The sequence below is a fragment of the Streptomyces sp. NPDC054956 genome (genome assembly GCF_053609185.1).
Genome location: NZ_JBSGXB010000269.1, coordinates 1 through 10,634, shown reverse-complemented (window position 1 = coordinate 10,634; position 10,634 = coordinate 1). Strand labels below are relative to the sequence as shown.

At 67.7% G+C, this 10,634-nt stretch carries 10 protein-coding genes and 4 pseudogenes; 7 read left to right on the top strand and 7 right to left on the bottom strand.

Annotated elements, in window-relative coordinates:
- Positions 1-20 precede the first annotated feature (20 nt).
- Positions 21-497 carry a peptidoglycan-binding domain-containing protein gene (locus ACWGDE_RS30440; RefSeq protein ID WP_453392249.1) on the bottom strand — a complete coding sequence of 159 codons (477 nt, stop codon included), beginning with the start codon at positions 495-497 and terminating at the stop codon, positions 21-23.
- Between the two features lie 220 nt (positions 498-717).
- Here ACWGDE_RS30440 and ACWGDE_RS30435 point away from each other — a divergent pair.
- Both ACWGDE_RS30435 and ACWGDE_RS30430 read left to right on the top strand, forming a co-directional pair.
- Positions 718-870: pseudogene (locus tag ACWGDE_RS30435) on the top strand (IS5/IS1182 family transposase); the annotation flags it as partial.
- 113 nt (positions 871-983) lie between these two features.
- Positions 984-1,295: a ribosomal protein L7/L12 gene (locus ACWGDE_RS30430; RefSeq protein ID WP_453392248.1), complete on the top strand. Its 312-nt coding sequence runs from the start codon at positions 984-986 to the stop codon at positions 1,293-1,295.
- Positions 1,296-1,461: 166 nt separating this feature from the next.
- On the opposite strand, the gene ACWGDE_RS30425 is transcribed toward ACWGDE_RS30430, so the two are convergent.
- Positions 1,462-2,193 (bottom strand): HEAT repeat domain-containing protein, encoded by a 732-nt coding sequence (locus ACWGDE_RS30425; protein WP_453392247.1) that lies wholly within the window; start codon positions 2,191-2,193, stop codon positions 1,462-1,464.
- A 97-nt stretch (positions 2,194-2,290) separates the two neighbouring features.
- On the opposite strand from ACWGDE_RS30425, the pseudogene ACWGDE_RS30420 reads away from it, so the two are divergent.
- Positions 2,291-2,805: pseudogene (locus ACWGDE_RS30420) on the top strand (DUF6232 family protein); the annotation flags it as partial.
- Positions 2,806-2,845: 40 nt separating this feature from the next.
- On the opposite strand, the gene ACWGDE_RS30415 reads toward ACWGDE_RS30420, so the two are convergent.
- Genes ACWGDE_RS30415 through ACWGDE_RS30405 form a run of 3 tightly spaced genes read right to left on the bottom strand, consistent with a single transcriptional unit; the run spans position 2,846 to position 4,580 of the window.
- A complete protein-coding gene (locus ACWGDE_RS30415; protein WP_453392246.1) occupies positions 2,846-3,265 on the bottom strand; it encodes a hypothetical protein in 420 nt (139 codons plus the stop codon).
- Positions 3,266-3,292: 27 nt separating this feature from the next.
- On the bottom strand, positions 3,293-4,180 hold the full coding sequence (locus ACWGDE_RS30410; protein WP_453392245.1) for an IS5 family transposase: 888 nt from the start codon (positions 4,178-4,180) through the stop codon (positions 3,293-3,295).
- A gap of 46 nt (positions 4,181-4,226) precedes the next feature.
- A complete protein-coding gene (locus ACWGDE_RS30405; protein WP_453392244.1) occupies positions 4,227-4,580 on the bottom strand; it encodes a hypothetical protein in 354 nt (117 codons plus the stop codon).
- 310 nt (positions 4,581-4,890) lie between these two features.
- On the opposite strand from ACWGDE_RS30405, the pseudogene ACWGDE_RS30400 reads away from it, so the two are divergent.
- Positions 4,891-6,133, top strand: a pseudogene (locus tag ACWGDE_RS30400) (IS701 family transposase).
- Between the two features lie 99 nt (positions 6,134-6,232).
- On the opposite strand, the gene ACWGDE_RS30395 reads toward ACWGDE_RS30400, so the two are convergent.
- On the bottom strand, positions 6,233-6,730 hold the full coding sequence (locus ACWGDE_RS30395; protein ID WP_453392243.1) for a hypothetical protein: 498 nt from the start codon (positions 6,728-6,730) through the stop codon (positions 6,233-6,235).
- Between the two features lie 643 nt (positions 6,731-7,373).
- Between ACWGDE_RS30395 and ACWGDE_RS30390 the strand changes: the two genes are divergently transcribed.
- The 3 genes from ACWGDE_RS30390 to ACWGDE_RS30380 are packed head-to-tail and all read left to right on the top strand — an operon-like array spanning position 7,374 to position 9,893.
- Positions 7,374-7,604, top strand: coding sequence for a hypothetical protein (locus ACWGDE_RS30390; RefSeq protein WP_453392242.1), 231 nt, complete (start codon positions 7,374-7,376; stop codon positions 7,602-7,604).
- 33 nt (positions 7,605-7,637) lie between these two features.
- Complete coding sequence (locus ACWGDE_RS30385; protein WP_453392241.1) at positions 7,638-8,309, top strand: helix-turn-helix domain-containing protein; 672 nt, start codon at positions 7,638-7,640, stop codon at positions 8,307-8,309.
- A gap of 12 nt (positions 8,310-8,321) precedes the next feature.
- Complete coding sequence (locus tag ACWGDE_RS30380; protein WP_453392240.1) at positions 8,322-9,893, top strand: hypothetical protein; 1,572 nt, start codon at positions 8,322-8,324, stop codon at positions 9,891-9,893.
- Positions 9,894-9,937: 44 nt separating this feature from the next.
- On the opposite strand, the pseudogene ACWGDE_RS30375 reads toward ACWGDE_RS30380, so the two are convergent.
- Positions 9,938-10,542 (bottom strand): annotated as a pseudogene (locus ACWGDE_RS30375) (transposase); the annotation flags it as partial.
- Positions 10,543-10,634 lie beyond the last annotated feature (92 nt).

Genomic DNA, 10,634 nt, shown 5'->3' with positions numbered 1-10,634 from the left:
CGTGGGTGCGAAGCGGTGGCTCATTCGATGTAGGAGTCGGGGGCGATGTACCAGCGAAGCCACTTCCAGGCGTTCGGTCCCGGCAAGTCCTGGTTGCCACCGACCGCCAGGCCGGCGTTGAACCAGCTGTTCATGGAGACCTGGAAATTGTGGAACGCGGTCTGTGACCGCGGACCGAAAACCCCATCGACTGTGCCGGGGTCCCAGCCCGGCATGTTGTAGTACTGAGCGCCGAGCTTCAGCAGGCACTGTGCTTCTTCGCCGGAGCTGGTGTCCTGGGTCTTCGACGGGACCACAGTGATTCCGCTGTAGTGGCCGGCGTACTCGAACCCGACGTACCGGCTACCAGTGGACGCCTGCGTGAAGCTCTGGCTCATGTTCTCGCTGTACGAGCATGACACCGCAGCGCTGGCCGGTGTCGCGACCGCGAGCGGCAGCACGCTCGCACTGATGGCGAGCACCGCGGCAGCCGCTATGGTCTTGGCCCTCTTGGACATGGGTACCTCTCACTCTCTGGAGAGACTCACGAACCGGTTTGGGTGACGTGCAAGCAGTACGGCGGGCCCCACGAACGAACAGCGCGTCCCACCGCCAGGAGCGCACGCATCCTGCCAGCTTCCCTGCCCGGGCAGCACCGGCCTCGGGGATCAATGGAACCATGGTTATCGGTGAGAACGATCATGGCTAGGCGGTGTGACCGCGGCCACCAGTGACGGTGACGGGGAGACCTACAAGCAGCGGAACGCCGTTGAACGATGCATCAACCGGCTCAAGCAGTGGCGAGGTCTGGCCATGCGAACGGACAAGCTCGCCATGGCCTACCAAGCAGCCCTCCACCTCGCCGCCATCCTGATCTGGGTCCGGCGATAGTCGGCTGGCCTCTCGTCCACCCGCCCACAGCCCTCAACAGTTGCCGTGATGGTTCACTTGCCGCACAGCTCGTGGACAGCCGGGGAGGATATGTGGAAGAGCCAGGATTCCGAGTGCTGCTGACAGAAGCAGGCGACCGGAAAATGGAAGCAGCCCGTGCGATACGGACGGTCACCGGCCTCAGCCTGTGGAACAGCAAGCTTCTGCTCGCCGACGCACCCGTAGAGGTCGAGGCAGCCGGCTGGTTCGAAGCCGCTATCGAGGCGGCCCGGACGCTTGAAGACGCAGGTGCTCGCACCAGGCTGCTCTGCGATTGCTGCGGCCGCCCCATTAGACGGGGAGCCTTCCCCCTGGGCTCGGGGCAGTACACGGACCCGCGGCCGCTGGAGATCTGCTGGGCATCCGGCCTGCCCACAGCGATCTGAGATCGGCCCAGCTCGGTCTGAGAGACAGGCCCTAGTCCGCCCGGCAATACGGCACACGGTCGACGGATCGGTCATGACCGATGACCGATCCGATGACGAACAGTCACCCTACTAGGGTGTGTCTTTCGGATCTTGCCGGGCCCGCACGTGGGCCCGGCGGCGCTCCCTAAAGCCGCCCCGCCCGCACCAGGAGCGCGCGCAGGGCGGTATCGGACGGGTCGTCCAGGGTTTCGGCGATGCGCGACAGTTCCTCGCGGCGTTCCGCATCGCCCGCCCGTCCGCTCAGATGCGCAGCCCAGCCCCGCCGCTGCTCGGCGGTGACCCCGGCCGTCTCGTTGAACAGCGCGTAGAGGGCGTACCAGCGCACGGCCCCGTCCTCGTCCACGGCCAGCCGCAGGAGGGCCTCGACCACCCCCGGCTCGGTCCGCTCCGGATCGGCCAGGGAGGGCAGGGCCGCGGCGACCGCGAACCGTATCGGCTGCGCCGGGTGTTCCTGGTGGCCGAGTACCAGATCGAGGGCTTGGCGGGCCCGGTGGTAGCCGAGTGCGGAGATCATCCAGCCGAGGACCCACGGATCGGGTTCGTCGACCATTTCCGCCATGAGCACCCCGATGGTCTCCTCGGCGAAGGGGCGCCGGCCCTCGGCGTCGTACGGGCCCAGCTCTCGCAGGATCCGCGCTCCCAGTTCCCGTTCCAGGTACCCGTCGCAGGCCAGCAGCCGAGCCGCGCGGTCGAAGACCTCCCGGGTCGGGCGCCCGGTCAGGGCGATCAGGCAGGGCGTCGCCCGCTCGTCGTCATCCTCTCCGACCTCGACCAGCGCCCCCGCGAACAGTTCGTCCGTGGTCAGGTCAACTCCGCTCTCATCGATACGAATTACCCCCCACCCCGACTTTCGCACCGGCTCTCGATCCCGCACCGCGGCGAGGCTGCCGCCATTCTCGCATCGTGCGGAGTGGGTAATACGGGAGGGCAGGAAGGGCCTCCGGCCGCACGGGATGCCGCCTCTTCAGACCCGTCCCGGCACCGCCCACACCACGCGGAGGAGGCGAACCGTGCCGCCGAGGTACGCGACGGTCGAGGTCCGCATGGAGCGGGGCCTCCTATGGGTGGGGAACGAGGCCTACCCACTGGCCTCCATCTCCCGGGTGGGCACCCGTGTACTCGAGGTCGACAAAGGCGCCGCTTGGAGAAGGTTCGTCGGGCGCACGCTGATCTGTCTGGCATTCGGCGGAGGCCTGGCGGCTGCAGCGGGAGCCGCCTCGACGGTCATCTCTCCAGGCGTCGTCTTCGACGGCGACGACGTCGGCAAGTGGCTCCAGCACCAGAAGCAGCCGGCCACCTGGGCGCGGCTCCTGCTGGAGCAGCAGGAACGGCTGACCACACTGGGCGTACAGCCCCACCACGCGCCCTCTCCCGGCCCTGCGGCCAGTGGCGGGGCGAAGGGGGGCCGAGCAAGGCCCAGCAGGCGTTCCAACGGGGCCTGGCAGCCCTCACACAGTGGGTCGAGCGAGTGCGGGAGTCGATTCCGCCGGGGTGGCCGTCGACCTGGGTCAGCAGTTCGGGATGGGCACCCAGCGACTCCCGTTCCAGTAGTCGGCCTGATCGTTTCCCTGGCCGGACAGGTAGTAGGCCGACACCCAGCCGCGGCTGCCGACGGGGGTGTCGAGGTCGGTCCACAGCCACCAGCGGTTGAAGTTGCCCTGGCCGTCGTTGACTTCGCCTCCCCACGCCCGGCAGAAGACGTAATTGCTGCCCGCGTAGAGATAGCCGTTGGGCCCGCACGGATATCCGTTGCTCGTGCCGCAGACCGTGTTCGGGAATCCGCTCGCCTGGGTGAACGTCGTGATCCAGTACTTGTTGGAGGCATGCGCCTGCGGTGCGGCGAGGGAGACGTTCGCCGCGAGCGCGAGCAACAGGGCCGTGAGTAGTACGACGGTGTTCCGTACCGTCGTGGCAGCGCGGGAATGCATTGATTCTCCAGGTGATGTGAGAGGTGCCTAGGCCGTTTCCTTCGGATCACCTCGCTGACCAGATGAAGATGGCAGCGAGGTGGAGTCCGGCGAGGTAGATGGTGGCGGTCTTGTCGTAGCGAGTGACCAGGCCGCGCCACTGCTTGAGTTTGTTGATGCAGCGTTCGACGGTGTTCCGCTGCTTGTAGGCCTCGCGGTCGAAGGCCGGCGGGCGGCCCCCGTGCCGGCCGAGCCGTTGGCGGCCTGGTCGGCAGGCTGCGGGATCACTGCCCGGATTCCGCGGCGCCGCAGATGACGGCGGATCGCCCGGGACGAGTAGGCCTTGTCCGCCAGGACCACGTCCGGGGTGATCCTGGGACGACCGACCCGTCGGGGCACCCGTAACCGGGCCATGACCTGCATGAACGCGGGTGCGTCACCGGCCTGGCCGGGTGTGAGGACGAAAGCCAGAGGCCTGCATCGGCTGTCGGCGGCGAGACGGATCTTTGTGGTCAGTCCGCCGCGGGAGCGCCCGAGGGCATGATCGGCCGGCTCGCCGGCCGGGGCCCCTTTTGCCGGGCCCCGGCGGCGTGCTGATGTGCTCGCACGATCGTGGAATCGACCGCAACGACCCAGTCGAGGTCGCCTTCGCCATCGGCCTGGGCGAGCAGGGCGGTGAAGACTTTCTCGCAGGTGCCGTCGGCCGCCCATTTCCGCAGCCGGTTGTGGGCAACCCTTCCACGAGCCGAACTGCTCGGGCAGGTCCATCCACGGCGTCCCGGTGCGGTACTTGAACGCGATCGCGTCGATCACCTGCCGGTGATCCCACCACCGCCCACCCCTCCGCGGAGTCCGGTCCGGTCCGGTCCGGTCCGGTCCGGTCCGGTCCGGCAACAATGGCTCGATGCGTGCCCACTGGGCGTCAGTCAACGACACACATCAACCCACGATCCGATGATCTGAAGGAAACGGCCTAGACGCCCTACTGCCCGTCCAGGTTTTCGGAGACGCACGAGTCCCAGCCGATGCTGTCCTCGCAGATCGCCATGTACTTGTACCCCTTCACGTTTCCGTTGCCGCAGCCGCCCGCGCTGCCGTTGGAGTCGCCGTAGGTTCCGCCTTCGCTGCCGCCGTACGAGTTGCTGAACTTGATGTAGACCCCGTTGCCGTCCCGCTCCATGTCGCACACTTCGAACCAGCCGGTCGAAATGTCATAGCTCGCGTAGTTAGCCCCGATGCTGACGGAGTCCGTGGCGGTGGCGGACGCGTTCGCCGACGGCGCGGCCCCGATGGCCGCCGCGGCCATCATCGCGAGTGTGGAAGCGGTTGTGAGCATGGCCCGTTTGACCCTCATGGATCCCCCATAGATCGCAGTGCGAGCGAGGTGTAGCGAGATGTACTGAGACGAAAGCGAGTCTGCGAGTTGGCGCGGCCCGCGGACAATCCTTTCGGTCCTCGCCGAAGCGTCCTGGCGGACCTGATCAGCTAGTACTTCAGCTGTAGATCGTGATCTTGCTGGTCGGGGCCGGTGCGGACATGGGTGCGGCCACCGTTGATCATCGTGAGTTGTGTGGACTGACGAAGAGACGGTGGCCGCAGGTCACAGCATAGATCCTGCCCGTTGGCGGGATGGGTTCGAGGCCCTGATGGGCCGGATCGCGGGCCGCTTCGCGCGCGTCGAGCCCCGCGGCGGGCGGGGCGGTTGGTGCTCGGCCTGCTGGCGGACCTGCCGCGCAAGAACTGCTGGACGATCTCCGAGTGGGCCGGAGAAGCCACGCCGCACGGGATGCAGCACTTGCTGTGCCGGGCCTCCTGGGACGCGGACGCGGACGCGGTCCGTGACGATCTTCGCGACTACGTGGTCGAGCACCTCCACGACGCTGCGGCGGTGCTGGTGGTCGATGAGACCGGCGACGTGAAGAAGGGCAAGCACCGGTCGGCGTGCAGCGGCAGAACACCGGTACCGCAGGCCGGATCGAGAACTCACAGGTCGCCGTCTACCTCGTCCATGCCGGCTCGCGCGGGCACGCCGCGGTGGACCGGGAACTCTACGTTCCGCGGTCGTGGACGGGTGATCCCGACCGCTGCCAGGCCGCGGGCATCTCTGAGGGCCGGGCCTTCGCGACCAAGCCGGAGCTGGCCACCGCGATGATCGAACGGTTCCTCGACGCCGGGCATCACGCCTCCTGGGTGGCCGGGGACGAGGTCTACGGCGGCAACCCGAAACTGCGGGCCGCACTGGAAGAGCGCGGTCTGGGTTACGTCCTGGCCGTCGCCTGCTCGGCCGAAGTCGCCACTGGATCAGGCAAGTTCAAGGCTGATGCCCTGGCCCGCAGGCCACCCGGGCGGGCCTGGCAGAAGCTGTCCGCCGGGGCAGGCGCGAAGGGCCACCGGTTCTCTGACTGGGCCGTCATCGACACCGCCGACCCCGGCCCCGGACAGCGCCAGCTGTTGATCCGCCGCAACCGCCACACCGGCGAACTCGCCTACTACCGCTGCTACTCGCCCCAGACCGTACCGCTGACCACGCTGGTCAGGGTCGCCGGATCAAGATGGCGGGTGGAGGAGACGTTCCAATCCGAGAAGGGCCTGGCCGGACTCGACGAACACCAGGTCCGCCGATTCGCCTCCTGGACCCGCTGGGTCACCCTGGCGATGCTCGCCCACGCCTTCCTGGCCGTCGTCCGGGCCGACGAACACACCCGCGCCCCCGACCCCGCCGACCTGATCCCGCTGTCCTGCAACGAAATCCAGCGGCTGTTCATGACCCTCATCGTCCAGCCCGTCCACGACGCGGCCCACCGGCTTGGCTGGTCCGACTGGCGACGCCGCCACAAAGCCCGAGCGCAAACCGGGCACTACCGGCGACAAACCGCAGCGCAGACATGAAGATCACGATCTACAGCTGGAGTACTAAGGGCTATTCTTTCGGTTTGCGCCACAATCTGGGTCATGGCTTCACCGTGACCCGAGCGAAGTCCGATCCACTCAGCCATATCCCCTGCACCTTGCCGACAGTGACGCCCGCTGCATTCGAGCGGCGGGCAGCACCGTCGACAAGGTCACGCTGAGTCCGACCACTGCGGCGCGCCCCACCCCCGCGATCCGGCCGGCGTCCGCCAGCGACGCTGTGTCCTCGCCCGGGGCGACCGGGGCCAGGGTGGCGAGAAGGGAGCGGCGCCCGGGGCCCGTCCGGTACACCTGCCGCCAGTCCACCGTGGGCCGGACCAACGGCAGCAGCGCGACGTCCTCGGCGCTGTACAACGGCGCTTCGACCACGCCCCGTTCCCGCGGAGCCCTGGAAGTAACCCCGCACGCCCCGTACACCTCGGCCGACGAGCAGGCGGTCGCATCGCTCCTCCACCAGACCCTGAGCACCGAGAGCTGGTACCACGCCCTCCCAGTCCTGGCCCGGTCGAGCCCGAAGCGGTCGCCCGAATCCGGGACATCGCGGTCGTGCACGGCCGGGCCGCGCAGCGTGCCCATGGCCGCTGGGAACCGGAATGGTCCTCGGCGTCCTGATCCACGTACGCCCCCGGCGCCATGAGCCGGCACGACACGCCGTCGAGCAGAGGCCGGCGAGGCCGCCGCCGGAGGCCCACGTGATCAGCGGCGGTGCGCCCGCCACGCCCGCCAACCACTTCGGCCAGTCACAGTTCCTGTGACTGGCCGAAGTAGGGGCGGTCGAGGTAGGCGGCCGCGCCAACGGCAGACCCAGCCCGACTCGCGAAAGGCTTCCGGACCGTCATCCAGGCGCCTGAGGCCGCGCCATCTGTTCACAGTTCGCGGCCAGAGCCATCGTGCGCTGCGCCGGAATTGTTTGGAAGCTCTTGGCGCAGTCGCAGAGCATCTTCGACGGCACAGCCCAGCAACGAGCTCCTGAGCTGCACAGATGCCTGATCTGGAGGTGTAGCGGAGTCACAGGCCCAGCATTGTTCGGAGCGGGCGGACGGACACGGAAATGTTCGGTCAGAGCGCAAAACGCCAAGAATCCGACATCTTGAGTGGAGGTCAACTCCTGGCATTCGGACGGGTGGTTGGCGCATCGTGGGGTTACCGGCGCCGAGTGGCTCCGGGCCGTAGCGCCAACTACGGGAACGAATTCCGGACCGTCGTGAGGAGTACTTCCATGCCTGCAAGCAATCTGCAGTGTGTCCTGACCGAACAGTGGCTCGTACGCACACGGATCATCGTTGTCGTCGTCGTGATCATCGCCGTGCTGGCCCTCGTGGGGCAGGGGTACGAGGCCGGCAGCGCCTTGGCTCTCATCGCGGTGACGGGTACCACCGCCCTCGAACTGGCGCAGCGGATCGTCTCCGGCGCGCGTCCTGCCCGTGCCCGCCGCGTGCGGGGGCGGTAAGGGTGGGACGCGGTCGCCGCGAGAACCCGGTTGATGAAAGCATCCCGCAGCTGGCGCAGCTGCGGGATGCGCCAGCTGCGGCAGGACGCCAAGCTGTCACTCGACCTCCTTTCGAAGCGGGTGTCCTGGTCGAAGACGAAGCTGCATGGAGCTACCACGGGGACCAGCCTGCCGCAGTGGGAGCTGGTCGAGGCGTGGGTGCGCGCGTGTGACCCGGGAGCCAACCTTGACCTGTGGAAGGCGCGCCATGCGGCTGCGGCCGCTGCGATTGAGGCCCGTAGCCCTGCGGAGGTGGCCGTCTCGGTCGAGGAGCCCGGTCCTCCCCCTCCCCGAGATCAGGAGGAGGAGTCCTTCGAGCGGGTCCTTTCCGATCCTCTGTTGTTCGCCGGCGAGCTCACACGGTTTGCACCCCCTCCCCTTCCGGTCCGCCCACTCCCGGTCAGGTTCTGCCCTGCTCCGCTCGATCTGGTCAGCGATCGAGCTCCCGTCGACCTGACGGGTACCGTCGCCGAGCTGCCCGAGATCTTCTCGCTGCTGGCCGACCACCAGCGTCTCGTCGTCCTGGGCGATCCCGGAAGCGGCCGGACACATGCCCTCACCCTGCTGGCGCATGCCCTGCGCAGTGAGCCTTCAAAGGAAGGAGGCAAGCCCCTCCTCCTTTCGCTCAGGCACTGGCGACCTGAAACCGAACCCTTCGTGGAGTGACTGATCGGGAAGATGGCCGCCGAATCCGACGCCATGGCCGAGGTCCTCACTCCCGATCTGCTCCATGAACTCCTGGAACAGGGAAGGATCGTGCTGCTGCTGGACGACTTCGACGGTCTGGAACCCCTGCAGCGCGTCTGGGTACTGCAGCAACTCGGTGCACTTCCGGCACGGATGGTGCTGGCCAGCAGGATCGAACCATTCAACGAAACGGTGGAAGCAACCGACAGGCCACTCGCCCACAGCGTGGGAATCGTCCTCCAGCCCCTGAGCCTGGACGACCTCGACGGCTGGCTCCAGCTCACCAGGTACGCCCACCGCGCGCCGCTCGCCCAGAGCAAGTGGGCGCCGGTCTTCGCGGAATGCCGGCAGGCCCCGAACGACCCGCGCGTCCGCAGGCTGCTGACCGTACTGGCCTCGCCTCCCATGGCCGCAGCCGCCCAAGCCCTGTGCAGCGACGGCCGAACCGACCCGCTGAACTTGCTGAAGAAGACCTCCCAGGCGGCACTGGAGGAACCCCTCGTGGCCCGTCTCATACGGGGGCTCACCCCAGCTGCTCCCCTGGTCTCCTCCCGAGCGTGGACGCTCTCCGCCGGCCAGGACTGGATCTCCGACGCACTGCACCTGCTGAGCCGGCAACGCCGGCTGTCCGGGGCGGACATGAGCCTGGAGGGGACCGGCCTGAGCAGCCGGACCTTCAGGGTCGTTCTCACCAGCCTGTCCGGCCTGCTGACGTTCCTCCACTTCCTCACCGTCTTGGCCGATTCCTCCAGCTCCTCCAGCGCCTTCAACTCCTACGACCGCCCGGACAGGAGCGGAGAGGCTCTGATCGGGATGTTCTTCATGACGCCGGTTTGTGTGCTGCTCACCTACATCATGGTGTCGAATCCACCCGTACCCGCCTCCTTCCCCACGTCTTTCAGCGGGGCCAAGCGCGCCCTGATCAGCAGGCAGGTCGCACCCGCAGTGATCTGCCTCGCGTTCGTGCTCCTGGACTCCGGCTGGAGCGCGGCGTGGTACGTCATGGCCGGTCTCTTCCTGCTACGCGCTCTGTGCACCCCGCCGGCCAGGGAGCGGCCCGGAGTGCTCCGGCCCACCACCAGTGGCTACCACCTGCGGGAGGAGTTGGGTCCGGCAAACGTCATCACTGCGGATCTCATGTGGACGATTGGTCTCGTCGTGGCGGCTCTCTTCGGCACCGCTTTCGGAGGCACCACCGTGGAGAGCGGGATCGGAGTGCTCGACCTGCCCCTCCGCCTCACACTGATCACGGCTTCGGCAGCCGGCATTCGCTGGCTGCCTCACCTGCTGCTCGACTGGTACACGTTCCACTCTTTGCCATGCGCACTCGATTACGCCACCCACGCCGGTGTCCTCGAGAAGAAGGAGAGCAGCTATTCGTTCCGCCATCCGGCGGTCGCCGACTACTTCGCCCGTCCCAGTCGCGTTTCCACTCGAAGGCCGTTGATCCGCATGCTCCGTCAACCGGCCGCGCCCCATGACCATGCTCCGGCCTTCGGGACTCTCGACAGCCCCCCTCCGCCGCCCCCTCCCGAGCAGATTCCTCCCGAGGGCTCTCCGTGACCCGCTTCGGGCAGCCAGAGTTCGTCGCGGTTGCAGCGCCGCTAGCGTCGCAGGAATGCCCGCAACCGCAGATCGACGTCGGCGCCGGTCAGGCCGGTGGCGGAGGACCACAGCCAGAGCGGCAGCGGATCCCCGCCGCCGGGCAAGCGGTCGACCTGGAGGCGGATGAGCGTTCCCCCGATGATCGGGAGTTAGGTGTCGTGGTCGATCCAGGCGGAGCGGGTGGTGGGCCTGGGGTGAAGACGGTCCAGGCCATCGTGTGTGCGGTGCCATAGCGGTCGGTGACCTGGACGGTCGCCGCGTTCGGCTCGCCCCAGGTCTTGGGCTCGGCGAAGCGGAACTCTTTGCCGTGCTTCGGATACCGCCCGCCCCGGGGATAGGCCTCGGAGTACTCCTTGAGTGAAGGTGTGGGTCGGCGCATGACGCGGTCTGAGCGCATCCGTCCCAAGACCTCGACAGGTAACCCGTCGAGTAGGCAACCCATGCGCGGGGCGTCGTAGCCGGCGTCGAAGACGATCAGGATGTCCTGATCGTCTTCGCACCAGCGTCCGCCGGCGATCAGGTCCTCGACGACACGGCGCACCTGGAGCGCGGTGACTTCAGCGACGTCGTCTTCCGGGCCGAGCCGTACCGCGTCCAACAGTTGGCACTAGGGCGTGTCCGCAATGTCGATGGGTCGTTACTCCGTTCGTGGTGCGACGTCATGAACTGACCGATCAGGCCTGGGAAGTCATCGGGCCG

Bases quoted from the DNA above. Each gene is read 5' to 3' on its own strand.
- ACWGDE_RS30440 (WP_453392249.1), bottom strand. From the start codon at position 497: ATGTCCAAGAGGGCCAAGACCATAGCGGCTGCCGCGGTGCTCGCCATC.
- ACWGDE_RS30415 (WP_453392246.1), bottom strand. From the start codon at position 3,265: ATGCATTCCCGCGCTGCCACGACGGTACGGAACACCGTCGTACTACTC.
- ACWGDE_RS30405 (WP_453392244.1), bottom strand. From the start codon at position 4,580: ATGCTCACAACCGCTTCCACACTCGCGATGATGGCCGCGGCGGCCATC.
- ACWGDE_RS30395 (WP_453392243.1), bottom strand. From the start codon at position 6,730: ATGGGCACGCTGCGCGGCCCGGCCGTGCACGACCGCGATGTCCCGGAT.
- ACWGDE_RS30390 (WP_453392242.1), top strand. From the start codon at position 7,374: ATGCCTGCAAGCAATCTGCAGTGTGTCCTGACCGAACAGTGGCTCGTA.
- ACWGDE_RS30385 (WP_453392241.1), top strand. From the start codon at position 7,638: ATGAAAGCATCCCGCAGCTGGCGCAGCTGCGGGATGCGCCAGCTGCGG.
- ACWGDE_RS30380 (WP_453392240.1), top strand. From the start codon at position 8,322: ATGGCCGCCGAATCCGACGCCATGGCCGAGGTCCTCACTCCCGATCTG.